Genomic DNA, 25,025 nt, shown 5'->3' with positions numbered 1-25,025 from the left:
CTCTACCTACTGTTTTTAATGCTTTGTATAACTTTATGCGCATGATTTAGCGCTAAAACAATCGAGCCGCCGTTTTTAAGCACGATATCTCCGCCTATATAAAGCCCTTTTATGGTGCTTTGATAGTTCTCATCTACAATCGGATCTTTATCCTCATCAAGCTCTACGCCGCACTTTTGCAAGAAATCAACAGGAGTTGAGCCGCCTATAGCGTAAATGATTCGGTCGTAAATTTCGCTAGTATCATCCGTGAAATTTACCTTTATCTTGCCTGATTCGTTTTCAAGCTCTTTTATATCTACGCCAAGTTTTAATTTTAGCTTTTTAGCGTTTGCAAGCTCCATAACCGCGCTTTCATTTATATCATTTAGTCTTGTAAATTTATCTTTGCGGTAATTGAGCGTCACGTCGTTTGCTTCGCTAAGCTCTACGGCGTATTCGGCGGCCGAATTTCCACCGCCTACAACGATTATCTTTTCATTGTTAGAGCATGAATTTAGATTAAAATTTACAACCGAATTTAGCGAAGGGGGAATTTTATAATCAGGCTTATTCGGACGCCCCATTTTGCCTATGGATATCATCACATTTTTAGCGCCGTATCCCACCGAAGCGGTCGTGATATGAAACACTCCGTCTTCTTTTTTCACGCTTTCAACCTCGGAGTTAAATGCGGTATCTATCTCGTCATTGTCCAAAAGCCTATCAAAATAATCAAGCGTGCTCTCTTTTGTTCCGTCATCAAAAGCCACAATTCCGTGAATCGTGCTATCTTGCCCCTTATAACTCTTATCGACACGCTTGTTGTCTTTGTAAAATTTACGAATGGTTTGGCTATGGTTATCGCCTTTTTCTAATAATAAAACATTTCTAAAACCGTTAGCTTTAGCCTCTACAACCGCGGCAATACCGCAAGGACCGCCGCCTATCACCACAAGATCGTAAACACATCTCATACTTTTCTCCGTTATCTAATAATTTTTATTGATAATTTAGCAAAATTTGTATTAAAAATGAAGAAATTTGCCTATATTTTATGAGAGTTTTTATTAGAATTTAAATTTAAAGAGTTAAAACAGCTTTTTAATACTATTTTAACTCTTGATTTTTTAGTTTTTCTTTACAAAATCAGCTATCAAAAAGGCAAGCTCAAGAGCCTGATCTGCGTTTAAGCGCGGATCGCACTGCGTTTCGTAGCGATTTTCAAGGCTCTTTTCGGTTATATTAAACGCGCCTCCGACACACTCGGTTACGTCTTGTCCCGTCATCTCTAAATGCACGCCTCCAGCGTAAGTGCCTTCGGCTTTGTGAATTTCAAAAAAGCTCCTAACCTCGGATAAAATTTTATGAAATTCGCGAGTTTTATAGTTGTTTGATGATTTTACGGTGTTTCCGTGCATCGGATCGATACTATAAAGGATGTTAAGCCCTTCTTTTTTCACTCCGCGTAAAATTTCAGGAAGCTTATCTTCTATCTTTTCAGCTCCCATTCTGACGATGATATTTAGCCTGCCCGCTTCGTTATTCGGATTTAGTTTGCCGGCCAGCCTTATCACATCCTCGCTAGTTACGCTAGGTCCTATCTTAACTCCGATCGGGTTATGAACTCCGCTTAAAAAATGCACGTGCGCATCATTAATTCCGCGAGTTCTCTCGCCTATCCAAAGCATGTGAGCCGAGCAGTCATACCAATCTCCCGTAAGACTATCTTCGCGAGTTAAAGCCTCTTCGTAAGGAAGCAACAAAGCCTCGTGAGAGGTATAAACTACGGTTTGATTTATGGTCGGAGTATTTTGAGAAGTTATACCGCAAGCTTCCATAAACGCAAGCGTTTGACTAAGCTTTTCAACCAATTCATCGTATTTTTTGCCAAGCTCAGGCTTTTTGATAAAGCCCAAATTCCATCTATGCACCTCATGCAAATCAGCCAAACCGCCTCTTGAAAACGCACGAAGAAGGTTCATTGTCGAGGCTGATTGATAATAAGCCTCTATCATTCTTTTTGGATCGGGCACGCGCGCAGCTTCGTTAAATTCAAAGCCGTTTATGATATCACCTCGGTAACTAGGCAGTTTTGCGCCTCCGACCTCTTCGTAGTCGCTACTTCTAGGTTTTGCAAACTGCCCTGCCACGCGACCGACCTTAACTACGGGACAACGCCCGGCAAAGGTAAGAACTATCGCCATTTGAAGCATGACTTTAAACATATCTCTTATATTGTTCGCGTTAAAATTTAAAAAGCTCTCCGCACAATCTCCGCCCTGAAGCAAAAACGACTTGCCTTCGGTAACATCCTTAAGCGCCTTTTTAAGATTCCTCACCTCACCCGCAAAGACAAGCGGAGGAAGCGAAGCAAGCTTGTTTTCCACGCTTTTTAACTCATCTAAATTAGGATAAACGGGTTGCTGCAAGATGTTTAAATTTCTCCACGAGCTTTTAGTCCAATTCATCTCATACCTTTTTAAAAAATAACTCAGATTTTAACCAAAAAGAACTTTTAATACACATAAAATTAAACTCAAAGAGTAAATTTGTGAATTTAAGTAACAAATTTTTATAAGTGTTTCAAAATTTAACTAAGCTGTGATTAAAAATTTATTAAATAAAATAGCCTCAAAAAAAGAATTCCGATGAAAAACTACGAAAATGAAACAAAAGCGGGTATGATATACGGTCTTAGCGCCTTTATACTTTGGGGGCTTTTTCCGATATATTTCAAGCAGCTTTATGAGCTGGGATTTGCCGAGATAGTCGCTCACCGTATCATCTGGTCGGTGCTGTTTTTGTATATCCTACTTAAATTTAGCAAAAAACTCTCTGCCGCAAAAAAGTTTTTTACAAACAAAAAAACCGCGTTTTTACTCTTTACCAGCGGAGTTTTAATCGCCCTTAACTGGTCGATTTATATCTATGCGGTTAGCATAGATAAGATTGTGGATGCAAGCCTTGGATACTTCATAAATCCTCTCATAACCATGCTTCTTGGTGTGATAGTTTTAAAAGAGAAAATTTCAAACGCGGGCAAATTTGCGATATTTATCGTTTTTATAGCTATATCAATCCAAATTTACGATGTGGGCGGACTGCCTTTTATCTCGATTATCCTGCCTCTTTCGTTTGCTATCTATTCGCTTGTTAGAAAGCGTATCAAAATTCCATCTTTAGAAGGACTTTTCGTAGAGACTACGATGGTTATGCCTATTGCTATTGCGGCGCTGTTTTTCATAGCAAAGAGCGGGCAAAATCACTTTGATTTTTCGTGGTTTGGGCTTTTTATCACGCTTTGCGGACCGCTTACGGTTATACCGCTTTTACTCTTTAACTCGGCCGCCTTAAGAATAAATTTAAGCACCATCGGCTATATGCAGTATATCTCGCCCTCACTTCAACTTCTAATCGCGGTCTTTGTCTATAACGAACCGATAAACACGGCTAAAATAAGCTCGTTTGTGCTTATTTGGATAGCTCTTGGAGTGGTTAGCATAGATGGAATTTACAAAAAGAAAAAGCAAATTTGAGTATAATCGCCTTTGAAATTTAAGCAAAAAGGAAATTTATGGATATTTTTACCATGACGATAGTAGTTTCGCTTGCAGTTGCGGCAATAATATATATGCAAATTCAAAAAATAACTAAAAATATCGATCAAAACGGCACACTTGCAAACAACTCTCCTGAAAATTTAAGGCAAATTTCAGTGCAAAAATACAAAGACTTCTGCGAACTCATAAACAGCGAACTAAGAGAGCTTAAAAATATCGCGCTTTACGACGATATGCTAAAAGACGCCGAGCTAAAAGATAGTTTTTTAGAGAGTCTTAGCGAGATGAGCAAGAAACTAACCTTCATAGAAACTATGAATACCGCACGAAATCCCGACAAATGGGAGAGCGAACTGTTTGAAGTGCTAAACAGACTTGACGAGCTCGTTGAGGCAAATTTCAAAGACGGCGAACGTGTGAGCGATGAGATAAGAGATAGACTAAGTGCGGAGTTTGCAAAGCTTCAAAATTAACTACTGCAAAAATTAAATAATTTAAAAATACTGAAAAGCTCTACTTTAATATCTTTAAGATGATATCCGCTTTCATCTTAAAGATATTTTTTGATAATGTATATTAAAATATCGTATTGAAATATAAATTTATCAAAAAAAAGGATTATTGTGATTAGATGTCCTTGCTGCGGATATTTAACTATGAAATATATAAATGCGAATGACGTCTTTTGTGTTGATATATTTCCTGTTTGCCATTGGCAATTTGACAAAGCTTCAAGCAAGCTAGGCTCTATAAATGCAAGAGAGCCTATGGATGATGAGATAAATTAAAAGAATATCATGAACGCTAAACTCTTTAACGGAAAGATAAATTTAACTTCTAAAATGTACACCAAAGATCAGATGGGTCTAATATATACCGAGGTTTATGGAGGATGGATAGATATGCTTCATAGCCTTTGGGTATTTAGACTATTTTACAGACTTAAAGATCATAGTGAAATTACAGATGATGAGTTTAGAGAGATATATCTAACTGCCCTTCAAAGAATTCTAGAGGATGGAAAAGCCATACTAGAACCTCCTTCTTATCTATGGGAAAATGAAAAGAAAAGATACAATACTCCAACAAGAGTAGTAAAGATGAAATTCGGAGATGAGATAGCATGGGATATTCCTATAGAGGATATGATAGATTATCTTAGGCAAAAAATGACGGAAGAAGACTTTGATAAGGATAATTTATTCTGGTATGATAAATATGCTCCTGAGATAATCTGGGATCATGAATACGATGAGGAGTATGCCAAATACGATGAATCAAAGATTTTTGTTGTAGAAGGACAGGGGTTTAAACAAGCAAGCGGAAGCTAGAATTTTAAAGCGGTAAAATTTCAGTCGCTTAAAATCGTTATTTGAAAATATATAGAATGTTAAGTAAAAAAATAATAATATAGCGTTTTTGGATTAACTCCTATCCTAATAACTTCAAGGAAATTTGATGAGCTACACCAAAAAAGACCTCGTAACAACTTCAAATTTAAGCAAAGATGAGATTTACCACTTCTTAAATTTAGCCAAAGAATTTAAAGAACTAAACAACTCCGAAATCAAAAAAGCAAAATCCCTCTACGGAAAAACAACGGTAAATGCGTTTTTTGAAAACTCCACGCGCACAAGAACCAGCTTTGAAATAGCGGCAAAGCGCCTTGGAGCAGACGCCATAAACTTTAGCGCCTCTCAAAGCAGCACCAAAAAAGGCGAAACGCTGATTGACACCATAAACAACATAGTCGCGATGAAAACCGATATCGTGGTGGTTAGACACTATAGCTCAGGCGCTGCGAAATTTGTAGCTGCAAACACCGACGCTCACGTAGTAAATGCCGGCGACGGGCTAAACGAACACCCAAGCCAAGCCCTGCTTGATCTATTTACTATCCTTGAGCACAGAGGAAATTTAGAAAATTTAACCGTAGCGATAATCGGCGATATCTTTCATAGCCGCGTGGCTCGTTCAAACATCTACGCAATGCAAACTCTCGGTATCAAAGTTAAGCTGTTTGGTCCGCCTATGATGCTAACGGGAATGGAGGCTTTTGGCTGCAGGATTTGCAAAAGCATGCAAGAAGCGCTTGAAGATACCGATGTAATCATCATGCTTAGGATCCAGCTTGAACGCCAAGATGATGAAGTGGCGTTTCCTTCGGTAAGAGAGTATTCTAAATTTTTCGGGCTCACTGCCTCAAAGATGAAATTTGCCAAAGATGGGGTCATGATACTTCACCCAGGGCCTATAAATAGAGGCGTAGAGATAAATTCAGACGTTGCGGATGATCCTAGATACTCTCACGTATTAAATCAGGTCGAAAACGGAGTTGCCGTAAGAATGGCAATACTTCATACTTTAATCTCAAACAAATAAGGCAAGATATGACTACTTTAATAAAAAACGCAACCATAGTAAATTCCGATGAAATTTTTAAGGCAAATATCCTGATAGACGGCGAAATCATAGCCGATATAACGACAGACGAACCAAAGACAGATAGCATCATAGATGCCGCGGGAAAGCTTGTGATGCCGGGGCTTATTGATATGCACGTGCATTTTAGAGATCCAGGGCTTGAATACAAAGACGACATAAACTCAGGTAGCGAAACGGCGGTTGCAGGAGGAGTAACAACCTGCTTGCCGATGGCAAATACAAATCCCGTAAACGACAATGCCGTAATAACTCGCGATATGATCGCTAAAGCAAAAGCAAGAGGACTGATCGACCTGCTTCCGATAGGTGCTATCACAAAGAGTATGGGCGGAAACAAAGTCGTAGAGATGGGCGATATGGTAGAAGCCGGAGCAGTTGCATTCAGCGATGACGGCTTGCCCGTAGCAAGCAGTGACGTGATGAGATATGCACTTGAATACTCAAAGCATTTTGGCTCATTTGTCATAAACCACTCGCAAGACTGCTCTTTGTGTCGCGGCGGACATATGAACGAAGGGCGAGTTTCAGCGATTTTAGGCATAAAAGGCATGCCAAGAGAGCAAGAGGAGATTATGGTGTCTCGCGACTTGCTTCTTGCAAAGCTAACGGGCGGACACATCCACATAGCTCACGTTAGCTCGGAGTGGTCGCTAAAACTCATCAAGCAAGCTAGAGATGAGGGTATAAATGTAACTTGCGAGGTTACGCCGCATCACTTTACATATACCGAAGACGAGCTGATGAATTATGATACAAATTTTAAAATGTCGCCGCCTTTGCGCACATCAAGCGACGTAAAAGCCGTAAGAGAGGCTATCGCAAACGGGCTAGTGGATGTCATAGTAACCGACCACGCCCCGCACCACACGGATGAAAAATTTTTAGAATTTGATAAAGCTCCGTTTGGAATTTTGGGACTTCAGACGCTGATTCCAATGACTTTAGATCTTGTTAGAGAGGGGCTTATCGACTATAAAAAAATGGTTGAGCTGACATCTTTTAACCCGGCAAAACTTCTTAAACTAAACAACAAAGGCAAGATAGCAAAAGGAATGCTGGCGGACATCGTCATCGTAGATCCTGACCTTGAATACGTCTATGATAAAAATTTAAACAAATCCAAATCTCAAAACTCTCCGTTGATTGATAAGAAATTAAAAGGCGCGGCTATCAAAACGATAAAAAGCGGCAAATTGGTATTTGACTTTCCTAATGTAGTAGCGTGAATTTCATTCACGCTATTTACAAATCAAGCAAATTTAACGCTTAAGCTTGCAAATTTTACTCATTAAGCAAATTTTGCATAAATTTATCCAAATATTAGATAATAAGAGATATTTGAAATTTTATCGCAATAAATTTATTTTATTAAATTTACAAATTTGATTTACCAAAAGCATATTTGCAAATTTAACCTTCATAAAATTTGCAAGCCCAAAATTATCAGGCTTGCAAATATATTTTACTTGCCGTTAAGCATATAAGTTGAGCGTAAAAACACATCAACTCCGGCGAGCAAGGCGTTTTCGTCAAAGTCAAAACAGCTATTGTGATGTCCTGCGGCAAGCTTTGTGCCTATCATCAGATATCCGCTCTTGCCGCCGTTTTTTTGCACTTTTTGCATAAAATGCGCGAAATCCTCGCATGCGCTAAAAGTAAATTCTTTCACTATCAAATCGTTATTTATATAAGGCGACTGAATTGCTGCTTTCTCATAAAGCTCGGTTATCTCAGGGCTACTATCTCCGCCGCTGGTACCGCCCGTAAGCTTTACCTCGTAATCCACGCCGTGAATCATGCTTACGCCCTTAATAATATCCATACATTTGTTAAACATAAATTCATTAAGCTCCGTAGTCTCTCCGCGAGTTTCGCAGGCGATAAATCCGTTTGGCGCAATGACGTTTCTACCCTCTCCCGCCTTTAAAACTCCCACGTTTATACGAGTTACTCCATCGGCGTGACGCGTGATAGCATGCATATTTATAGCAGCCTCGGCAGCTGCAAGTAGTGCATTAGCTCCTTCTTGAGGAGCTCCTGCGGCGTGGGCTGAGCGACCCGTGAAGATAACGTCAAACTTAGATGTCGCCAAAAGTTTGTTGGTGCCACAAATTATGCCTGCATTTACTTTAGCTTGAAACCCGATGTGTCCGCCAAGCAGATAATCCACATCATCAACCACGCCCATAGGCTCCATGCCTACAGCACCGCGCGTGCCCTCTTCTGCAGTTTGAAATATAAATCTGAATTTGCCGTTAAAATCATCTAAATTTTCAGCTATGATCTTTGCAAGTGCAAGTCCTATCGTGATATGTCCGTCATGTCCGCAGGAGTGCGTAATACCGTCTATATCGGCTCTAAAGCCCTCTTTAACGGGTCTATGGCTCTCATCTTTGCTCTCGGTAACATCCACGCCGTCGATATCAAATCTAAACGCCGTCATCTTGCCTGCCCTACCCGTATCGATATCCGCAACTACGCCTGTAAGCCCGTCCTCCATAAGAGGCAAGAATTCCTGCTCCTCTTTGCTTAGCAAGCTTTTGGCTCTTTCTATAGCCTTTTGCGCAGCTTCAGGAGTGCCAAGCCCTTGTCTGGCATCGGGCTTTACTATCTCGCGCCCCATTTTTAGGCTATATCCATAGTCTTTTAGCTTCTTAGCTATGCTGGCGGTAGTAAAAAATGTAAACCAACCCGTCTCAGGATGTGAATGATAAAAGCGTCTGTGCGCTATCATTTCATCTTTTAAATTTTCGACCTTAGCTTGAATTTTATCCATATTTGACTCCTTAAATTTCAGATTTTAAATATTAATTTTAGATTATAACTCAAATTTAATTTTAAAAGTCTAAAAATATTGTTAAATTAAGTGGATGACAAGGAATAAAATTTATTGAAGTTCGCTCTTAAGATTCATGATTCGCTCGTAAGATAGCTCTATGCGCTCTTTTGGAATTTTCTTTTGATTTACCGCATCAACTATTATCTGCGTTACGTATTCGGCGGTTTTTCGCTCCCCTATCATAAAGTCGCTAAAGAGCAAAATATCTCCGCCCGCATTTATGAAATTTACAACTTTTTGAGTAAGGCTAAAGTCCTTTAAGCCTCCCATAAGCATATCATCACTTATGACGACTCCATCAAATTTCAGATTTTCCCTTAGCAAATTTTGGATAATTTTTTCAGAAAGAGATGAAGGATTTTGATTATCCTCTTGATTTAAATAGACATGAGAGACCATTATAAGCCTTGCTTGATTCTTTTTGATCGCATCATAATAAGGTTTAAGTTCATTATAGTTAAAGTTTTCTATCACGGTTTTTGCATTATGCGAGTCCGTTTGTGCAGAACCGTGTCCCGGAAAATGCTTAAGTGTAGTTAGCACCCCAACTTCGCTAAAAGCGTCTAAAAATTCACTCGCATATAAAGAAACTTCGTCTATATCCCTACTAAAGGCTCTATCTTTGGAAGCTATGATAGGAGATACCGTGTCTAATACATCGACAACCGGGGCGAAATTTAAATTTACGCCGACCTCTTTTAGTTGAGTAGCCATACGACCGTAAAGCTCTTTTGCACTTTCCAGATCAAGCTTTCTAGCCACTTCGCTTGCAGAGATAAAGGTTTCAAATCCCACCTTATCCTTAAATCTTGTTACGATTCCGCCCTCTTCGTCTATGGCTATAAATATATTTTTTTGAGCATTCTTAAAGGCTACAGTTAAAGACTTTAGACTCTCTTTATCTTTGACATTTTTGCCAAGCAGCATAACTCCGCCAAACCTTTGATATTTAGCATCAGATATTGCGGATTTAGCTTCGTTTTGATTTGCGCCGTTAAAGCCCACCATTATCATCTGGGCTATCATTTTGCGAAGCGGCGGTTTTTCGTTTGCAAAAAGCAAACCGCAAGCCATGATAGCAATGCAAAAAAACAGCCTCGATAAAATTCTCAAATTTTCTTCCTGCTAAGAAGATCAATAAGGCTCTTTTGAACCTCTTTCCCGCCAAGCATGGCGACTACTTCATTTACGATAGGAGTATAAATTCCCTCTTTTTTAGCAATCTTTTCTATGGCATAAGAGGTATCTATACCCTCGGCAACTTCGCCTAGATCGTTTAAAATTTTATTCAAGCTTTCGTTTTTAGCAAGTCCGAGTCCTACTCGGTAATTACGCGACAAGACGCTTGAAGCTGTAAGGAAAAGATCACCCGCCCCGCTTAAACCTAAAAAAGTCTCGTCTCTTGCGCCAAAATACTTGCCAAACCTCGCCATCTCGACAAGCCCTCTTGAGATAAGACTTGCTCTAGCGTTATTTCCCAGTCCAAGACCATCGCAAATTCCACCTGCTATGGCAATCACGTTTTTATACGCTCCACAAATTTCAGCCCCTATAACATCGTCTGATGTATATGCCTTGATATAACTTGGAAAAAGATTTGAAATTTCTTGAGCTAGCGACAAATTTATAGAATTTACGACAAGGGCGCAAGGAAGTTTCTTTTCTACCTCTTTTGAAAAGGTGGGTCCGGACAAGAAAGCCAAATTTGCACTATCGACGTACTGCTCGTAAATTTCGTTTAAAAATTTTAAACTGCTTGTTTCTATCCCTTTCGAGGCTACTAAAATTTTTTGATTGTAATTTTTAAAATTTTTCTTAAGCCACTCGCCCGTAACCTGAGAAGGAATAGTCATAACTAAAATTTCAGCTCTTAAAGCCTCATCGGTAGATACGAAATTTGGAATTTGACGAGGTGTTTTAGAGCTTATTACGCATTCGTTTTTCTGAGAAAGCGCATGAAAAAGAGCGCTTCCCCATTTGCCCGCTCCAAAAACAGCTATTTTCATATCAAAGCTTTGTTTTTAGTAGCTCATTGACTTTAGACGGATTAAAGGCACCTTTACCTTCCTTCATAACCTGACCGACAAAAAATCCAAATAGCTTGTCTTTACCGCTTTTATACTCGGCAACCTTATCGGTGTTTGCATTTAAAATTTCATCTATAATCGCAAGTATAGCTCCATCATCACTAACTTGCTTAAGCCCCAATTTCTCTATCGCATCATCTACGCTTATATCGTTTTCCATAAGAAAATCAAGAATCTCCTTAGCAGCCTTTCCGCTTATAGTGCCGTCCTCTATTCTGGCTAAAAGAGTTGCCATTTTAGCGCTATTTACAGGAGAGTTCTCTATAGTAACGCCGTTTTTAAGCCTTCCTAAAAGCTCCACAAGCAGCCATGTGGAGCAGAGTTTTGGAGATATGTTAGCGCCCACCAAGTCCTCAAAATACTTTGCCATCTCGGCAGAACTTACTAAATTTTTAGCATCCTCTTCTTTGATATCGTAATCTTTTATATATCTGGCCACTTTTTGCTCTGCAAGCTCAGGGATTTTAATCGCCTCATTATACATATCTTCAGGAATTTCTACGGGCAATAAATCAGGATCGGGGAAGTATCTATACTCGGCGCTATCTTCTTTACCGCGCATTGATTTTGTAACCAAATTTACCGTATCAAAAAGTCTTGTTTCTTGATAAACTTCCTCATCGTATTTGCCATCTTCCCACGCTATACTTTGGCGCTGCACTTCGTAATCAATAGCTTTTTGAATAAATTTAAAGGAATTTAAGTTTTTAATCTCAACTCTTGTGTAAAGTTTCGTATCGCCCTTTGGTCTAATGCTTACGTTTGCATCGCAACGAAAGCTTCCTTCTTGCATATTTGCATCGCTTATGTTTAAAAATCTCAAAATAGAATGAAGCTTTTTAAGGTAAGCTACCGCCTCATCGCTACTTCTTAAATCAGGTTCGCTAACTATCTCAAGTAAAGGAGTTCCCGCTCTATTAAGATCGACAAAGCTAACGCTTCCTTCGTGGATGTTTTTGCCGGCATCTTCTTCAAGATGAGCCCTGGTGATGCCTATGCGCTTTTTCTCGCCATTTATATCGATAAAAAGCTCGCCATTTTCTACTATAGGCACTTCAAACTGAGAAATTTGATAAGCCTTTGGAAGATCAGGATAAAAGTAATTCTTTCTATTAAAAACCGATTTTTTATTTATAGTTGCATTTACTGCAGTGCCAAAGCTTATAGCCTTTCTAACGGCTTCTTTATTTAGCACTGGCAATGCTCCGGGAAGCGCTAGACAAACGGGACAGACATGAGTATTTGCCTCATCGCCAAAACTTGTCGAGCAGGAGCAGAAAATTTTCGTTTTTGTATTAAGCTGAGTATGAACCTCAAGACCGATTACGACTTCAAACATAATTAACCTTTTTGTTAAGAATACGCCGTGAATTTATAGCGCAAATTTTAAGCGTTATTTTAGCAATTATTTCTTTTAACTTATCTAAAAACAGCGATTTTATTTGAAATTTGAGGATAAAAATAGTGAGAAATTTTAAATTTTACCGACCGTAGTTTCAGTCGGTAAAATTAAATTTTAATGTTCGTCGCTTATTAAAATAGCGCCCGCAAGATATACATAAGTAAGCATCATAAAGATAAATGTCTGAAGCACGGCCATAAGCGTTAGTAGCGCATATGCAGGAAACGGTGCGATGACAGGTGCAAGCGCAAGCATAACCATAAGAAATAGATCATCACCCTTGATATTTCCAAAAAGACGGAAAGATAAAGAAACTATACGTGAAAGGTGTGAAACAACTTCAACTAAAAACATAAGTGGCGCTAAAACCTTGCTAGGTCCCATAAAATGCGCAAAATACTTAACAACTCCATTTTTTCTAATGCCTTCAAAGTTATAATAAACAAACACGACAAGAGCAAGTGTCAGTGTCAAATTTAGGCTTGATGTAGGCGACTCAAAGCCGGGAATAATACCGATAGCGTTTGAGAAAAATACTACAAAACCTATAGTTGCAACAAGCGGAAGGTATTTTCTGGCTAGCTGCTCGCTTCCTAGCACGTCTTTACCCATAGCTGTAACGCCCTCCAAATACGCCTCAACGACATTCTGGGTACCTCTTGGAACAAGCTGCATATTTTTAGTGGCAAGCTTGGCTACAACTAAAATGATAAGCGTAACAAGTAAAAAATGCGCCGCATAAGTAAAGGAGTGTGAATGTGAAATAAGACCTGAAAAGAGAAACAAATCTTTCATGCATTAACCTTAAATTTATAAATTTTGCTGAGATTTTAGCAAATTTATTGTTAAAAGTTTTTTAACTTTGCCCTATTTTAGCACTTATTTTGATTTTTGAACTTAAGAAGCGAAATAGTCATAAAGAAGTTTTAAGATAGTGGCTCCAACCACAAATAAAAACATCGTTCGTATAAATTTAACCTCTTTTTTGATGACTAAATTTGAGCCTATGAAAGAGCCTAAAATTTGCCCTACTCCCATTAATATCCCAACCTTCCAAAGAACTTGTCCGCCGATGATAAAAACGCCTAGAGATACGATATTGCTAACGAAATTTAAAAGCTTTGTGTGTGCAACAGCTTTTTTCATACTAAGTCCTATCAAAGCCACCATAGTAAAGGTCCAAAACGAACCGGCCCCGGGTCCGAAAAAACCGTCATAAAAACCAAGCAAAAGCCCAAAAGCTATATAGAAAATTTTATAATTCATCCTTGCTTTTTTATCGCTATCTCCAATCTTTGGAGTGATGAGAGTATAGATAAAAATAGCGATTAATAAAAACGGAATTACGATTTTTAAGAAATTTGGATTTAAAAACAGGATTAAAGTTGCGCCGAGACATGCGCCGATAAAAGTAAAGATAATGCCTAAAAACGCTTCTTTATAGTCAATCATACCTTTGCGAGTAAAATTTAAAGTCGCCGTAAAGCTCCCAAAAGATCCTTGAAGCTTGTTCGTACCAAGTGCAAGATGAGGCGGCACTCCCATAGCCATGATAGCAGGAAGAGTTATAAGTCCGCCTCCACCGGCAATAGAGTCTATAAATCCGCCTAAAAACGCAGCGCCAAAAAATATAAAATAAGCTAAGAGATCAAATTCCATAATTTTTCTTAAATTTAAATTCAAAACAGGCAAAAATAATACTAAAAAATTTATTAAATTTTAATGATATTTTGTGATTTAAAGAGTTGGAAGAAAATTTAAAGAGAGCGGCTCCAAAAAAGGAGCCGAGAAAATTATTTTATAACGCCGCAAACTAGTCTTGCACCGCCACCGCCAAGTGGTTTTGGATGATCGTGGTGGTTATCTGCGCCAACGTGAACCATTAGTGAGTGTCCTTTTAGCTCGTCAAGCGATTTGATCTTTGGAGCTAGTACAGGATATACTGCGTTACCGTCTTTGTCAGAATAAAGGATAGGCAAGTCGCCTTTGTGTCCCATATCATCCCAAGGGAATGAGTGTTTTTTAGTATCTGTCGGATCCCAGTGACCGCCGGCTTTCATACCTAGACCTTTTTCAGTAGCACCACAGTCTGCATTCATGTGAACGTGAAATCCGTGAGCACCGCTCTCGATTCCTTTTAGATTTGGGAAAAACGCTACGCCGTAGTTTGTCTCGATAGCTACAACTTCACCTACGTTTGTATTGCCTTTTTCACCAAGTTGCTCCATAGGGATAACGATATGTTTTTGAGCTTTAGGGTCAAAATGCATATGCTCGTGAGCAAATAGCATAGTACCAAGCAACGCGCTAAGTAAAAGAGTTTTTTTCATGAAATTCCTTTAAAATAAAATTTATGCGTAACTATATCAAAACATTGTAAATAAAAATTAATAGTAAATATTAATTTTTCCTTTAACTTCGTTAAATAGCCGTTTTAAATATGTTAAATTATTTTTCTGGATCTAAAATTTTATCAAGCTCTTTGCTCTGCCCTATCCTATAAAGTGCAAAATCATAGCGTATAGGATCAAGCGGATCAAATTCCTTTAGCCTATTTGTAAGCTCACAAACAGCTGTGAAATCATAGCTTTTGCGATTTATCAGCTTTAGTGCAAGCGAAACTCGGTGAGTATGCACATCAAGAGGGATTAAAAGCTCGCTTTTAGGCAAATTTTTAAAAAGCCCAAGGTCGATATCGCTATCTCTTACCATCCAACGAAGAAACATATTATAGCGTTTATATGGTGAATTTGGTTTGTTCTCAAAGCTCTTTCCAAAAAAGAATTCATATCCATCGGATCTATACGAATTTAAAGAGTAAATAAATTTGATAAGCTCGTTTATGCCCTCAACCATAAGCCCGTTTTTATCAAAGCCGCTTTTGATAATCGCCTCAATATCACCGTCTTTTTTAAGGCGAGAGAGCGTGATAAAAATTTGCCTCACATCTTCAACGCTTTGAAATCGGTATTTGAAATTTTGCAAATTTGAAACGATCTTGCTTTCGCTCTCATCAAGCAAGCTAAAGTCAAGCGAATTTAGAAATTTAAGGATCAAATTTGCATTGCCGTAAGCAAACAAAGCGCATATTAAGGCTATGCTAGGCTCTTTAAATTTGCTTGCCGCTTGAAGCGGATCCGAGGCTGAGTAAAGCCCCAGATCGGTATTTTTCTCAAGCGCATGAGCGTCAAGTAAAGATTTTAAATCCGTCATTGTTTAAGTGTTAGTAGAGTATCAAGCATCTTTTCAACAGTCGTTATTATCTTGGCTGCAGCACCGTAGCTTGACTGAAATCTTATAAGAGAGGTTAGCTCTTCGTTTAAATTTACGCCACTAACTGATTGATGCTCGCTCATGGCGGTTTTATTTATCGCTTGGTTTGTGTCATGCAAGTAGTTGTTGCCCTGAGTCTGGCTTGCGATATCGGTTGTGATAAATCGATAAAAGCCCTCTATGGTCTCGATCTTGTCTGCATGCTTGTTTGAATAAAAATATATCTTTTTATATTGAAGCTGAACCATATCGTTTGCTACGTCATTATTACCCGGAGTCGGATTTGAGTAGCCCTTAAGTTTATGCGGATTTTCAGCTAGCTCGGTTTTTACGCCGATATCTTTTGCACTATTTCCATTGAAAAATTTATTTGTGCCGATAATGCCCGGGAAATTTGTTCCCTTATCCACAAACGCTATACTGTATTCGCCCGAGTGCCTTAGAGCCGATACCCCAAATGTGCCTTTTTTAGTCGCTGGATCATACTGATAATAAGCCCTAAAATAATCATTTACGTCGTTGTGTATGTTATTGTCTTTATTATCATCTGTATCGGCGTTAAAGTCTTTGATGATAGAAGTGCCTCTAGTAGGATCATCCATCGTCGTAGTAGCATCTATGGTTATGGTTTTTCTGGCCACCTCTTGACCTTGGTTGTTATAAACTATCACATCAAAGCTTCCATGCTTTATGTCGTCGTTAAAATTCATAAGCGTTCTTGAAGGCTCAAGGAAGCTAAGCTCGTCTGTTGTTATATTTTCTACGGCCGATTTGGCGTAGATGTTATTAGTCTCGGTTATCAAGCCTTTGGCAAAAGTGTTTAGATTGTCTATATATTTTTGAATGATTCCGTCTTGAAATTCTCCGCCCTCGCCAAGATATCTGCCTCTTAGATCAAGGGCTGCTCCTAGTTTGCCGCCTGTAAGCTTAGAGGACATATCCACACGTTTGCCGTCTTCTCTTTCATAGTAGATATTGTGAAAGTCAAATTTATTGGTTGAATTATCAAGCGCAAGCGGATGGAAATTTACGCCATCCACTATAGAAAATCCCGAAATATTAAGATTGTATTTTGAACCTATATCAGTTACCGTAGGGTCGATATAAGCGCTTCCTTGAAGCTCGCCTTTAAAGGCTGTTGCATTAACGAGCTTTGATATCGCAAGCTCAAGCTCATCGCGCTTATCGCGCAGGTCATTGGCCCTTGTAGTGCCTACTGACTCCACGCGCTGAATTTGCTTATTTATCTCGGCTATCTCTTTTGCATATTTGTTTATCTCATTTACCGTTACTTCTATCTGCGAATTTACATCTTGCTGAATTTTATGCAGCATATCAGATGCGCCTTGAATGCTCTTTGCTAAAGTCTCGGCCGCATTTAGCAAATTTATCTTTTGAGAGCCTTCGGTAGGATTTGAAGCAAATTTATTCCATGCATCAAAGTAGTTTTGTATATCTCGCCCTATTCCGACACTTTTTAGATCAGGAAATCTCTGAGTAATCTCTTCTAAAATTCTCTTTTTATATGCTGAAAATTCAAGATTGCTAGAAGAACTTCTAAGGCGGGAAAACACAAATTCGTCATGAATTCTTACTATAGTATCTACTTTGGTGCCTCGTCCGATATCGCCCGGCATCCCGTGCTCAGGCTCTCTTGCGGATTGGATTACACGCTGTCTTGTGTAGTGCTCGTTATCGGCGTTTGTGATATTGTGTCCGGTAGTTGAAATTTGCATCTGAGCCGCATCAAGCCCGCTTATACCGATTCCTAGCGAAGAAAATATATTAGCCATTTTAAACCCTTGTTTTTAGTAGCGTCTCAGGCGTAGGAGTAGCCTTTGCGTATCCGCTATCGTCTTTTGCGTCTTTAAACATATCTTTAACCAAACTGTCAAAAAATTCTTTAACCGTTACTACGTATCTTGCATACTCTTTGTTTTTTAGATGAAGCTCTTCAAGCTTGCTTCTCATATTTACTAAATTTGCCTTTACTTCATCGTCAAGTATGCTTGCTAAATCAGAGCTGTTTTGCTCTTTTGAAATTCTTAAAAGCTCTTTGTCAAGTAGTGATTTTGTGTTTTCAAATTTTTTTATGAGATCGTTTTTTAACTTCACGCTCTCTTCAACGGCGGAGTGTTTTGCCTCTTTGATATTTTCAATATCAGAATTTGTAGTTTTAATAAGTTCATCAAGCACGCCAATCGCGTCATTTAAATAAGTTTTAAGCATATTTGTCCTTTCTGTAAATTCACACAAAGGACAAATTCATGCTACATAATCTCATCGGCAATTGCGCGCGCGGTTTTTGAAAGATCTATCTTATAAATTCCGTCGGCTATCGCTTGCGAAATTTTCGCTACCTTGCTTTCGCTTTTATCCTGTGTGTTTTTAATCTCTTCGCTAACTTCACTTTTTTTAACTTCATTTCGTGAAATTTGCTGAGGGCTAAGCCCAAATTTTGAACCGAGTGTCGATATCATTGTTATGCCTTTTTAAACATTTGATTACCAAATCGGCATAAATGAAATTTTCTTAAGCCCTTTCCTTTAAAAAATTATAAAGTAGCTCACTAAAGCCTAAATTTCCGCTCAAAGCCCTACTCATCGTGTCGTTATACATAGATGAGTAAATTTTATCTCCAGCGTCCTTTGGAAAGAGCGGATTTTCATCTTTAAGCGCGATATCAAGCACGCTTTTAACCAAAAACGCCTCAAAAGCATCTGTTTGCTCTCTTAAGAGCTTATCGTTTTCCTCTTCACTTCTGCCTGCTTTATTCGTGATAGAATTTGTCGCGATACTGTTATATGCGTTTATAGCTAAGTGATTGTCAACGTTCATTATATAATCTCCAAATCAACATGTATAGCACCTACTCGCTTTAAATTTTCAATTATCGCGATGATGTCACTTGGGCTTGCTCCGAGTTTATTTAGAGCTCTTGCTACGCTTGCTACGGTGGTGCGCTCCCCGCTTACCTTTATCAAATTTGCCACCGGATCTATCGCCGTGTTGTCTTTGATATCTATAGCGCGCTCGCCGTCTTCATAAGAATTTGGCTCGATCTTTATCGTGATATCTTTATGCGTGATTACGACGGGATCAACGGTGATATTTACGCCACTTACTATCGTGCCCGTGCGCTCGTCTATTATTATCTTATCAAGCGCTTTATAATCAACATCTATCTCTAAAATCCCGGCAAGAAACTCTACCATACTGGCATTTTCAGGCTTACTAACCCTAACCGTTCTTGGGTCGATAGCCACGGCCACATTGCCTCCCGCATGCAAATTTATAGCATTTTGGATATTTGAAGCGATTCCAAAGTTTGACTCTTTAAGGCTTAAATTTATAGCCTCTTGATTGTAGATATCATACACTATCTCGCGCTCCACAAAAGCTCCGCCAAATACCGTTCCCGCGGTTGCGTGATTGCCGCTATTTCTGCTTGCGCTTTTTCCGCCTATGGTAAGCGAGCCTTGAGCAAGCGCGTATATATCGCCATCAACGCCCTTTAAAGGAGTCATAAGAAGCGTACCGCCTTGAAGGCTTTTGGCATCGCCGATTGAGGATATCACCACATCAAGCTTATCGCCCTGTCTTGCAAAAGCGGGAAGCTTAGCCGTAACCATAACGGCTGCGGTATTTTTTGATTTTATATCGTTTGGATCGATTTTTACATTTACGCTTTGAAGCATGTTTGAAAGGGACTGGATGGTAAATTCAGAGCTTGAGCCGTCGCCCGAGCCGTTAAGCCCCACTACAAGTCCGTATCCTATCAGTTGGTTTTCTCTAACTCCTACGACATTTGCGATATCTTTTATCTGAGCCGCATTTGCAAATACGCCAAGCATACACGCAGCAATCAGTGATGAAGCTAGCTTCATAGCCGTCCTTTTAGTTTTTTATGTCTATTTAATCTAAAGTTTTTCTTTATTTAAGGGGAAAGGGGGCTTAAATTGCGAGGTCGCTCCCCTTCCCCCTTAACAACCCCCATCCTCCGACAACGCTCAAAGTTTGCGTCCTTCGACGCTTTTTCAAATTCCGCTATCGCGAAGGTTATGCTGTTAATATTAATACTTTGTATAAATAGAACTTTTGTTTTTTAGGAATAAAGCAAGAAGCATTCCAAATTTACGAGTAGTAGTTTAAGGAGGTGTTTCCGAATTTTTTAGTTTTTATAAGCGAAAATTTGCCGATATTTTCAGGTAAATTATAAGAGCTTGCATGCTCTATTGCGATTAAAAAAATTTGCTTTTCGTCTAAATTTGATATCAAATTTAAGCACTTTTCATAAATTTCCTTAAAGCCCTCTCTTATATCAAAAGGCGGATCAAGATATAAGATAACGCTTTTTTCGCCAAAATTTTCGCTTTTTAAAATTTCTGGCGTGAGCTTAAAAGTATCTCCGTTTAGCACGCGCAAATTTTGCTCATCGATACTTTTTGCATTTTCGTAAGCTATCTTAAAGGCTGCTTTATCAAGCTCTATAGCATAGGCTTTTTTAGCCTCGTTACTAAGCGCTTCGCATGCCATAAGCGCACTTCCGCCAAAAGCTTCGATGAAAATTTTACCGCGCAAATCATATCTGAAGCTGTCAAAAAAAGAGCCTTTTACTATATTTTTTGTGCTTCTTGTGGTAGTAAGAGAAGGCAAGGTCAGTTTTTTACCTTTAAATTTACCGCTTGAAATAGTTGTAAAAAGCCTTTTCATAGATAAGACTTTATAAGAGCTATGAGATCTTTTTTAAATTTTTCTACCAAATTTGAAATAGCCTCTTCAAGGGCTAAATTTTCATCTTTTTGCTCTATCTTAAAGCTTGCTTTTGGAATTTGGATAGCGGAATAAAACTCTTCAAGCGTATTTAAAAGAGTCTCTTTACTAAAAGGAATTTGAAGATGAGCGGAATTTGCGGCGATTATAAAAACAGGTTTTTTGCTATCTATCTTTCTGTCAGAAATTATAAAATCGCAATCTTTTTTATGCGCAATAAAATCTTTTAAAAACAGTTCAAGAGAGTTTTGAAGCAATATACAATCGCAATCAAATGAGATTTTCATACCGAATTTCCTTTTAAAAAGTAAGAAATATTAGCAAATTTAAGCGTAAATTTTAATTAATTCAAAGAGAGAATTTATAGTATAAAGAAATTTAAAATTATGACGATGTAGGGGAATAATATTGATTAAAACGGCAATCTTTAAAGGAGAAAAGATGGAAATTTTTAAAGTCGCTAGCCAGCAAATGAATACTGTAGCGCACCCTAGCAACGCTCAAGCGCATACTCAAACAAGGGAAGTTGAGCAAACGCACTTACAACAAAACAGCGCGCAAAATAATTTAAGCATAGACAACGAAGATTTAGCAAAAAAATTAAACGAAGCGACCGAAAAATTAAACAGACAGATGGAAGCCCTTGATACCAATGTTCGCTTTGCATATAACGACAAGATAAATTCGCTATATGTGAATGTAATGGAGGTAAAAACGGGCGAAGTTATAAGAAAAATCCCAAGCGAGCAAGTAATGAAACTAAGCGAATACTTCAGGGAGGCTGTCGGGGTATTATTCGACAAGGAGAGTTAAAAATGGCATTAGGTAAGATATCTTCACTAGGTCTTGGAAGTAGCGTTTTAACCCAAGAGGTTATAGATAAGCTAAAAGCCGCCGATCACAAGGGTTTAGTCGATCCGATTTCTAAAAATTTAGAAAAAAACTTAACTAAACAAAAAGATCTTTCGGCGATAAAAACTCTTGTAAGCTCTTTTAAGTCTTCCGTTGCGGCACTTGGCGATGAAACGATGTTTCTTAAAAGAAACGTTAGCACAAACGGCAAAAGTGCCGATTTGCAAGCAGATCCCGGCGTAGGTCTGCAAGATATCGAGATAGACGTAAAACAACTTGCACAAAAAGATATCTACCAAAGCAAAAAATTTACGGCTCCTGAGTCTTTTGTCGGCAAAGAGGGCTCGTTTGCTATCAAATTTGGCTCAAACACATACAAAATAGAGTTAAAACAATCAACTTCATTTGAAGAGCTAGCTACAAAGATAAACGACGCCACAAACGGCGAAGTGCAAGCTAGAGTGCTCAAAGTGGGAGGAGATAAGCCGTATCAGCTGATTTTACAATCCAAAAATACGGGTGCTGAAAACAAGATAGAATTTAGCACCGATGACGGCAGCGGCAATCCGCTAACAAACGCAAACGAAATTCTAACCGAGCTTGGCTGGGATAGCGCAAACGTAGCAAATAATAAAATTTCAACCGCTCAGGATGCTGAATTTACATATAACGGCATAACCGTAAATAGATCTACAAACAATATAAAAGATCTTAACATAGGACTAAATTTAACTCTTAAAGAGACGGGTAAAACGACATTTAGTATAAAAGAAGACAATAAAGACATAAAAGCTGAGATAAACAACTTGGTAAAGACTTATAACTCACTTATGAACAATCTTGACGTAGCTACAGACTATAACAGCGATACGAAAAACGCGGGTACATTTCAAGGCGTTAGCGAGATAACCAGTATCAAATCAACCATAAACAAAGCTCTTTTTGAAAATAAAGCCATAACAATTGACGGCAAAACAAAAAATCTAAATTTGACCGATTTTGGCTTTGAGCTTACTAAAGACGGATTGCTTAAAGTCGATCAATCAAAACTAAGCGAAAAACTTGATAAAAATTTAGACGAAGCCAAGATGATATTTACAGGCTCGACAAGCTACTCTCAAGTTATTACGGGAAGCTCTAAGCCTATAAATAGCGGAGCGCTTACGATAGCAAATGAGGATTTTACAATAAACGGCAAAAAGATAAATTTAACCACATCTGCGCCAAATTCGTCAAAAGAAAACGCAATCGCGCTTTTAAAAGCCATAAATGAAGCAGGCATTAGCGGAGTGCAGGCAAGCCTTAATCAAACCGAAGATAGAATCGTGCTAAAAAGCATAGACGGCACAAATATAGAGGTAAAAGGCGATCCTAATATCCTTGATAAACTAGGACTTGCAAATAGCAACATAGGTGCCAAAAAGACGATGACGGACGGGATTTTTACAAATTTAAACACAAAACTAAAAGATATGGTCGGCAAAGAGGGCTCATTAACGATTTTTGCTCAAAATTTAACTAGCGAAAAGGAAAAATTAGGCAAAGACAAAGAGCGTGCGGTAACCGATCTAAATACCAAATACGACATGATGGCGGAGAGATTTTTGGCTTATGACAAGATGATTAGCAACTTGCAAAATCAATTCTCGACGCTTAAATCAATGATCGATGCCGAACTAAACGCAAAGAGATAGGAAAAATATGATAAATAACACAGCTTACGCGGCATATTCTCAAAATTCGGTAGGAGGCATTGAGTCTCCTCAAAAGCTAATAGAGATGCTATATGAAGGAATTTTAAGATTTATCTTTAGAGCGAAAAAATCGATGCAAGAAAACAACATCGAAAAAAAGGTCTATTTCATCAACCGAGCAAACGCTATCTTTATTGAGCTTTTAAATTCGCTTGATTATGAGCAAGGCGATGTGGCGCACTATCTAAGCGGTCTTTATACGAGGCAAATTCAGCTTCTTTCACAAGCCAATATCTCAAACGATGAAAAGATTTTAGAAGAGGTTGTAAATGTTACCAAGCAACTTCTTGAAGCGTGGAAAGAGGCCACCAATTAGCGATGAAATGGCTGGAAGAATTTAAGATAGCCGTGAGCAATGGCGATGTCGCAAGTCTGGAAAAGCTGATAGAGAATTTTCCGCAGGAATTTGAAAATTTAGAACAGCTCAGCGAGGCTGCAACTCTAACCGAAGGCGCTATAGAGATCATTAAAAGCAAGGTTGATAAGCTAAGCGTGGAGATGAAAAAGCTAAAAGACGCTAGAAATTACATGCAGTAAAAGGCTATTTGAGTAAATTTATAGCTATCTAGCCTTTACTCTTTTCTGTCGATATTTTTTTGAAATTTGCCTATCAAAAATAGCGCAAATTTCAAAATTACAAAGATTACAACAACCCCAAACCAGAAATTTACCAGCTCTTGCTCCAAACTCACAATAAATCCAAAACAGCTACGCTTTGCAAACACAAGATAGTTAAATTTGTAGGATTAAATGCATAAATAAAGGCACGGCGATAAGCCGAGTTCTGTCGTGAGTGATTATTTATCTAATCCAAATTTCGCAATTTGGCTCTAGCGAAGGGTTTAACATAAGACTAAAACCATCCCTTCTTGCTGCAAGTCGGGTTTATATAGCCGCCATGCTTTCGCGTGGCGCTGGTGGGCTCTTACCCCGCCGTTTCACCATCACCGCCGAAGCGGCAGTCTGCTTTCTGTTACACTATCCCTTAGGTTTCCCTAGCCATCCGTTAGATGGGACTTTGTCTTATAGCAGCTCGGACTTTCCTCTTTTAAACCGGAATTTAAAAGCAATCACTTGCCGTGCCGATGAGATTATAGCGACTTTGCGCTTAAAATAACCGCTTCTTCATCCCGAATTAAAATCGCCTCAAAGTTATTTATCGCTTTTAGATCTATTTTCTCGCCAAATTTTGCGATTATATTATTACATGCTTCTTCAAACGGAAATTCGCCCAAGTGAGGCAAAGTATAAAAACTCACCAAATTTAAGCCGCTAAGATCTTTTAGCTCTACTAAATTTTCATCCATTAGGCCTATATACTCGATATCAGGCGATGTTATCACGGCACCTGCCGATTCGCCGATATAAATTTTGCCGCTGTTTACAAGACTCTTTAACTCGCTTATAACTCCCGATTTTTTAAGCTCACTTAAGAGATAAAATGTGTTTCCGCCACATACATAGATGAAGTCGTTTTGGCTAAATTTCTTTAAGATTTGCGCTTTATCACTCGCCGAGATATCAAGCTCATCAACTCTCACGCCGGCACTTTTAAAGCACTCTTTTGCCTCGTCCACGTAGAAATTCACCTCTTCAAATTTGCTCGCCGTTGATATGAAGCAAACACTCTTGCCCTCGCAGTCAAATTTATCCGCAAAGAGCTCAAAGACTCCTGCAAAATAAGAGCACAAAAAGATATTTTTCACGATTTTCCTTTTTGGTTGCTTTTTGATTTTTTAAAATTTTCTTGCTCTTCCTTGATATCGCAAGGATCTTTTATGTATTCGATATTGCCCTCAAGTTCGCTTTCCCACTCAAGCTTACCGTCTTTGTTTTTATCAAATTTTTTAAACTCCGCTTCGCTAAAATCTCCAAATTTAACTCTAAAATTCTCCATACTCTTTACATTTTTCCACTCGTTCATATCAAGTACGCCGTCTAAATCCATATCATTTTCATAGACGAAAGCTTCCGCAGCAGGAGGCGACTCACAAGCCTTTGCAAATCCCAAAAAACAGGATAAACACCCTAAAACAATCACAAAATATCGCATATTCT

Annotated in this window: 29 protein-coding genes and 1 other RNA gene; 10 read left to right on the top strand and 20 right to left on the bottom strand. The window is 38.6% G+C overall.

The window, feature by feature from the left end:
• Positions 1–2 precede the first annotated feature (2 nt).
• Complete coding sequence (locus tag CDOM15925_RS04595) at positions 3–956, bottom strand: NAD(P)-binding domain-containing protein (RefSeq protein ID WP_169941554.1); 954 nt, start codon at positions 954–956, stop codon at positions 3–5.
• 153 nt (positions 957–1,109) lie between these two features.
• Positions 1,110–2,450 (bottom strand): class II 3-deoxy-7-phosphoheptulonate synthase, encoded by a 1,341-nt coding sequence (locus CDOM15925_RS04590; protein ID WP_169941553.1) that lies wholly within the window; start codon positions 2,448–2,450, stop codon positions 1,110–1,112.
• Positions 2,451–2,630: 180 nt separating this feature from the next.
• On the opposite strand from CDOM15925_RS04590, the gene rarD reads away from it, so the two are divergent.
• The 6 genes from rarD (at position 2,631) to CDOM15925_RS04560 (ending at position 7,213) form a co-directional block, all read left to right on the top strand.
• Positions 2,631–3,518 carry an EamA family transporter RarD gene (gene rarD, locus CDOM15925_RS04585; protein ID WP_169941552.1) on the top strand — a complete coding sequence of 296 codons (888 nt, stop codon included), beginning with the start codon at positions 2,631–2,633 and terminating at the stop codon, positions 3,516–3,518.
• Positions 3,519–3,556: 38 nt separating this feature from the next.
• Complete coding sequence (locus CDOM15925_RS04580) at positions 3,557–4,015, top strand: hypothetical protein (RefSeq protein ID WP_169941551.1); 459 nt, start codon at positions 3,557–3,559, stop codon at positions 4,013–4,015.
• A gap of 150 nt (positions 4,016–4,165) precedes the next feature.
• Positions 4,166–4,330: a CPCC family cysteine-rich protein gene (locus CDOM15925_RS04575; RefSeq protein ID WP_349644323.1), complete on the top strand. Its 165-nt coding sequence runs from the start codon at positions 4,166–4,168 to the stop codon at positions 4,328–4,330.
• A 9-nt stretch (positions 4,331–4,339) separates the two neighbouring features.
• Positions 4,340–4,873 carry a hypothetical protein gene (locus tag CDOM15925_RS04570; RefSeq protein ID WP_169941549.1) on the top strand — a complete coding sequence of 178 codons (534 nt, stop codon included), beginning with the start codon at positions 4,340–4,342 and terminating at the stop codon, positions 4,871–4,873.
• A 127-nt stretch (positions 4,874–5,000) separates the two neighbouring features.
• Entirely contained in the window at positions 5,001–5,924 is a 924-nt protein-coding gene (locus CDOM15925_RS04565) for an aspartate carbamoyltransferase catalytic subunit (RefSeq protein ID WP_169941547.1), read from the top strand.
• 8 nt (positions 5,925–5,932) lie between these two features.
• Entirely contained in the window at positions 5,933–7,213 is a 1,281-nt protein-coding gene (locus CDOM15925_RS04560) for a dihydroorotase (RefSeq protein WP_169941545.1), read from the top strand.
• Positions 7,214–7,449: 236 nt separating this feature from the next.
• Here the strand turns inward: CDOM15925_RS04560 and CDOM15925_RS04555 are convergent, their stop codons facing one another.
• The 15 genes from CDOM15925_RS04555 to CDOM15925_RS04485 form a co-directional block, all read right to left on the bottom strand.
• The gene (locus CDOM15925_RS04555; protein WP_169941543.1) at positions 7,450–8,763 is read right to left on the bottom strand and encodes an amidohydrolase; all 1,314 of its coding nucleotides are present in this window, start codon (positions 8,761–8,763) and stop codon (positions 7,450–7,452) included.
• Between the two features lie 111 nt (positions 8,764–8,874).
• Complete coding sequence (locus tag CDOM15925_RS04550) at positions 8,875–9,939, bottom strand: glycoside hydrolase family 3 N-terminal domain-containing protein (RefSeq protein ID WP_249934688.1); 1,065 nt, start codon at positions 9,937–9,939, stop codon at positions 8,875–8,877.
• Complete coding sequence (locus CDOM15925_RS04545) at positions 9,936–10,832, bottom strand: NAD(P)H-dependent glycerol-3-phosphate dehydrogenase (RefSeq protein ID WP_169941541.1); 897 nt, start codon at positions 10,830–10,832, stop codon at positions 9,936–9,938. Before CDOM15925_RS04545 ends, CDOM15925_RS04550 begins: the two co-directional genes overlap by 4 nt.
• Before the next feature lies 1 nt (position 10,833).
• The gene (gene gatB, locus CDOM15925_RS04540) at positions 10,834–12,252 is read right to left on the bottom strand and encodes an Asp-tRNA(Asn)/Glu-tRNA(Gln) amidotransferase subunit GatB (RefSeq protein WP_169941539.1); all 1,419 of its coding nucleotides are present in this window, start codon (positions 12,250–12,252) and stop codon (positions 10,834–10,836) included.
• A gap of 177 nt (positions 12,253–12,429) precedes the next feature.
• Positions 12,430–13,110: a F0F1 ATP synthase subunit A gene (locus CDOM15925_RS04535; protein ID WP_169941537.1), complete on the bottom strand. Its 681-nt coding sequence runs from the start codon at positions 13,108–13,110 to the stop codon at positions 12,430–12,432.
• Between the two features lie 102 nt (positions 13,111–13,212).
• Positions 13,213–13,974 (bottom strand): TSUP family transporter, encoded by a 762-nt coding sequence (locus tag CDOM15925_RS04530; protein WP_169941535.1) that lies wholly within the window; start codon positions 13,972–13,974, stop codon positions 13,213–13,215.
• A 134-nt stretch (positions 13,975–14,108) separates the two neighbouring features.
• Positions 14,109–14,645 (bottom strand): superoxide dismutase family protein, encoded by a 537-nt coding sequence (locus CDOM15925_RS04525; RefSeq protein ID WP_169941533.1) that lies wholly within the window; start codon positions 14,643–14,645, stop codon positions 14,109–14,111.
• Positions 14,646–14,763: 118 nt separating this feature from the next.
• On the bottom strand, positions 14,764–15,528 hold the full coding sequence (locus CDOM15925_RS04520) for a TIGR02757 family protein (RefSeq protein WP_169941531.1): 765 nt from the start codon (positions 15,526–15,528) through the stop codon (positions 14,764–14,766).
• On the bottom strand, positions 15,525–17,381 hold the full coding sequence (flgK, locus tag CDOM15925_RS04515) for a flagellar hook-associated protein FlgK (RefSeq protein ID WP_169941529.1): 1,857 nt from the start codon (positions 17,379–17,381) through the stop codon (positions 15,525–15,527). Before flgK ends, CDOM15925_RS04520 begins: the two co-directional genes overlap by 4 nt.
• A 1-nt stretch (position 17,382) precedes the next feature.
• Positions 17,383–17,817 carry a flagellar export chaperone FlgN gene (locus tag CDOM15925_RS04510; protein ID WP_169941527.1) on the bottom strand — a complete coding sequence of 145 codons (435 nt, stop codon included), beginning with the start codon at positions 17,815–17,817 and terminating at the stop codon, positions 17,383–17,385.
• Positions 17,818–17,858: 41 nt separating this feature from the next.
• Positions 17,859–18,068: a flagellar biosynthesis anti-sigma factor FlgM gene (locus CDOM15925_RS04505; protein WP_169941525.1), complete on the bottom strand. Its 210-nt coding sequence runs from the start codon at positions 18,066–18,068 to the stop codon at positions 17,859–17,861.
• Between the two features lie 52 nt (positions 18,069–18,120).
• Positions 18,121–18,426, bottom strand: coding sequence for a rod-binding protein (locus tag CDOM15925_RS04500; RefSeq protein WP_169941523.1), 306 nt, complete (start codon positions 18,424–18,426; stop codon positions 18,121–18,123).
• Complete coding sequence (locus CDOM15925_RS04495; RefSeq protein ID WP_169941521.1) at positions 18,426–19,475, bottom strand: flagellar basal body P-ring protein FlgI; 1,050 nt, start codon at positions 19,473–19,475, stop codon at positions 18,426–18,428. The genes CDOM15925_RS04500 and CDOM15925_RS04495 overlap by 1 nt, the downstream gene beginning before the upstream one ends.
• Before the next feature lie 247 nt (positions 19,476–19,722).
• Positions 19,723–20,301 (bottom strand): 16S rRNA (guanine(966)-N(2))-methyltransferase RsmD, encoded by a 579-nt coding sequence (rsmD, locus tag CDOM15925_RS04490; protein ID WP_169941519.1) that lies wholly within the window; start codon positions 20,299–20,301, stop codon positions 19,723–19,725.
• A complete protein-coding gene (locus CDOM15925_RS04485) occupies positions 20,298–20,648 on the bottom strand; it encodes an ornithine carbamoyltransferase (RefSeq protein WP_169941517.1) in 351 nt (116 codons plus the stop codon). The genes rsmD and CDOM15925_RS04485 overlap by 4 nt, the downstream gene beginning before the upstream one ends.
• 154 nt (positions 20,649–20,802) lie before the next feature.
• Between CDOM15925_RS04485 and flaG the strand changes: the two genes are divergently transcribed.
• From flaG to CDOM15925_RS04465, 4 genes are read left to right on the top strand one after another with little or no spacing between them, the layout of a single operon-like run.
• On the top strand, positions 20,803–21,174 hold the full coding sequence (flaG, locus tag CDOM15925_RS04480) for a flagella length regulator FlaG (RefSeq protein ID WP_169941515.1): 372 nt from the start codon (positions 20,803–20,805) through the stop codon (positions 21,172–21,174).
• 2 nt (positions 21,175–21,176) lie between these two features.
• Positions 21,177–22,907, top strand: a complete 1,731-nt coding sequence (fliD, locus tag CDOM15925_RS04475) for a flagellar filament capping protein FliD (protein WP_169941513.1) — start codon at positions 21,177–21,179, stop codon at positions 22,905–22,907.
• Between the two features lie 7 nt (positions 22,908–22,914).
• Positions 22,915–23,283, top strand: a complete 369-nt coding sequence (gene fliS / locus CDOM15925_RS04470) for a flagellar export chaperone FliS (RefSeq protein ID WP_169941512.1) — start codon at positions 22,915–22,917, stop codon at positions 23,281–23,283.
• Between the two features lie 2 nt (positions 23,284–23,285).
• Positions 23,286–23,504, top strand: a complete 219-nt coding sequence (locus CDOM15925_RS04465) for a hypothetical protein (protein WP_169941511.1) — start codon at positions 23,286–23,288, stop codon at positions 23,502–23,504.
• Positions 23,505–23,724: 220 nt separating this feature from the next.
• On the opposite strand, the gene rnpB is transcribed toward CDOM15925_RS04465, so the two are convergent.
• The 3 genes from rnpB to CDOM15925_RS04450 form a co-directional block, all read right to left on the bottom strand.
• An RNA gene (gene rnpB, locus CDOM15925_RS04460) (RNase P RNA component class A) lies at positions 23,725–24,053 on the bottom strand.
• A gap of 5 nt (positions 24,054–24,058) precedes the next feature.
• Positions 24,059–24,673, bottom strand: a complete 615-nt coding sequence (locus CDOM15925_RS04455) for a Type 1 glutamine amidotransferase-like domain-containing protein (RefSeq protein WP_169941510.1) — start codon at positions 24,671–24,673, stop codon at positions 24,059–24,061.
• On the bottom strand, positions 24,670–25,020 hold the full coding sequence (locus CDOM15925_RS04450; RefSeq protein WP_169941509.1) for a hypothetical protein: 351 nt from the start codon (positions 25,018–25,020) through the stop codon (positions 24,670–24,672). The genes CDOM15925_RS04455 and CDOM15925_RS04450 overlap by 4 nt, the downstream gene beginning before the upstream one ends.
• Between the last annotated feature and the right edge of the window lie 5 nt (positions 25,021–25,025).

Source organism: Campylobacter sp. RM15925 (assembly GCF_012978775.1).
GTDB lineage: Bacteria > Campylobacterota > Campylobacteria > Campylobacterales > Campylobacteraceae > Campylobacter_A > Campylobacter_A canis.
The sequence above is the reverse complement of the archived record's forward strand: the minus strand, read 5'-3'. Positions and strand labels throughout refer to the sequence as shown.

What these genes read in the sequence shown, in the direction of transcription:
- CDOM15925_RS04530 (WP_169941535.1), bottom strand. Translation starts at nt 13,974, where the DNA reads ATGGAATTTGATCTCTTAGCTTATTTTATATTTTTTGGCGCTGCGTTT.
- CDOM15925_RS04500 (WP_169941523.1), bottom strand. Translation starts at nt 18,426, where the DNA reads ATGAACGTTGACAATCACTTAGCTATAAACGCATATAACAGTATCGCG.
- CDOM15925_RS04450 (WP_169941509.1), bottom strand. Translation starts at nt 25,020, where the DNA reads ATGCGATATTTTGTGATTGTTTTAGGGTGTTTATCCTGTTTTTTGGGA.
- CDOM15925_RS04580 (WP_169941551.1), top strand. Translation starts at nt 3,557, where the DNA reads ATGGATATTTTTACCATGACGATAGTAGTTTCGCTTGCAGTTGCGGCA.
- CDOM15925_RS04590 (WP_169941553.1), bottom strand. Translation starts at nt 2,450, where the DNA reads ATGAATTGGACTAAAAGCTCGTGGAGAAATTTAAACATCTTGCAGCAA.
- CDOM15925_RS04570 (WP_169941549.1), top strand. Translation starts at nt 4,340, where the DNA reads ATGAACGCTAAACTCTTTAACGGAAAGATAAATTTAACTTCTAAAATG.
- CDOM15925_RS04560 (WP_169941545.1), top strand. Translation starts at nt 5,933, where the DNA reads ATGACTACTTTAATAAAAAACGCAACCATAGTAAATTCCGATGAAATT.
- fliS (WP_169941512.1), top strand. Translation starts at nt 22,915, where the DNA reads ATGATAAATAACACAGCTTACGCGGCATATTCTCAAAATTCGGTAGGA.
- CDOM15925_RS04545 (WP_169941541.1), bottom strand. Translation starts at nt 10,832, where the DNA reads ATGAAAATAGCTGTTTTTGGAGCGGGCAAATGGGGAAGCGCTCTTTTT.
- flgK (WP_169941529.1), bottom strand. Translation starts at nt 17,381, where the DNA reads ATGGCTAATATATTTTCTTCGCTAGGAATCGGTATAAGCGGGCTTGAT.
- CDOM15925_RS04505 (WP_169941525.1), bottom strand. Translation starts at nt 18,068, where the DNA reads ATGATATCGACACTCGGTTCAAAATTTGGGCTTAGCCCTCAGCAAATT.
- CDOM15925_RS04520 (WP_169941531.1), bottom strand. Translation starts at nt 15,528, where the DNA reads ATGACGGATTTAAAATCTTTACTTGACGCTCATGCGCTTGAGAAAAAT.
- CDOM15925_RS04595 (WP_169941554.1), bottom strand. Translation starts at nt 956, where the DNA reads ATGAGATGTGTTTACGATCTTGTGGTGATAGGCGGCGGTCCTTGCGGT.
- fliD (WP_169941513.1), top strand. Translation starts at nt 21,177, where the DNA reads ATGGCATTAGGTAAGATATCTTCACTAGGTCTTGGAAGTAGCGTTTTA.
- CDOM15925_RS04555 (WP_169941543.1), bottom strand. Translation starts at nt 8,763, where the DNA reads ATGGATAAAATTCAAGCTAAGGTCGAAAATTTAAAAGATGAAATGATA.
- CDOM15925_RS04510 (WP_169941527.1), bottom strand. Translation starts at nt 17,817, where the DNA reads ATGCTTAAAACTTATTTAAATGACGCGATTGGCGTGCTTGATGAACTT.
- rarD (WP_169941552.1), top strand. Translation starts at nt 2,631, where the DNA reads ATGAAAAACTACGAAAATGAAACAAAAGCGGGTATGATATACGGTCTT.
- flaG (WP_169941515.1), top strand. Translation starts at nt 20,803, where the DNA reads ATGGAAATTTTTAAAGTCGCTAGCCAGCAAATGAATACTGTAGCGCAC.
- CDOM15925_RS04485 (WP_169941517.1), bottom strand. Translation starts at nt 20,648, where the DNA reads ATGAAAATCTCATTTGATTGCGATTGTATATTGCTTCAAAACTCTCTT.
- rsmD (WP_169941519.1), bottom strand. Translation starts at nt 20,301, where the DNA reads ATGAAAAGGCTTTTTACAACTATTTCAAGCGGTAAATTTAAAGGTAAA.
- gatB (WP_169941539.1), bottom strand. Translation starts at nt 12,252, where the DNA reads ATGTTTGAAGTCGTAATCGGTCTTGAGGTTCATACTCAGCTTAATACA.
- CDOM15925_RS04465 (WP_169941511.1), top strand. Translation starts at nt 23,286, where the DNA reads ATGAAATGGCTGGAAGAATTTAAGATAGCCGTGAGCAATGGCGATGTC.
- CDOM15925_RS04525 (WP_169941533.1), bottom strand. Translation starts at nt 14,645, where the DNA reads ATGAAAAAAACTCTTTTACTTAGCGCGTTGCTTGGTACTATGCTATTT.
- CDOM15925_RS04535 (WP_169941537.1), bottom strand. Translation starts at nt 13,110, where the DNA reads ATGAAAGATTTGTTTCTCTTTTCAGGTCTTATTTCACATTCACACTCC.
- CDOM15925_RS04495 (WP_169941521.1), bottom strand. Translation starts at nt 19,475, where the DNA reads ATGAAGCTAGCTTCATCACTGATTGCTGCGTGTATGCTTGGCGTATTT.
- CDOM15925_RS04565 (WP_169941547.1), top strand. Translation starts at nt 5,001, where the DNA reads ATGAGCTACACCAAAAAAGACCTCGTAACAACTTCAAATTTAAGCAAA.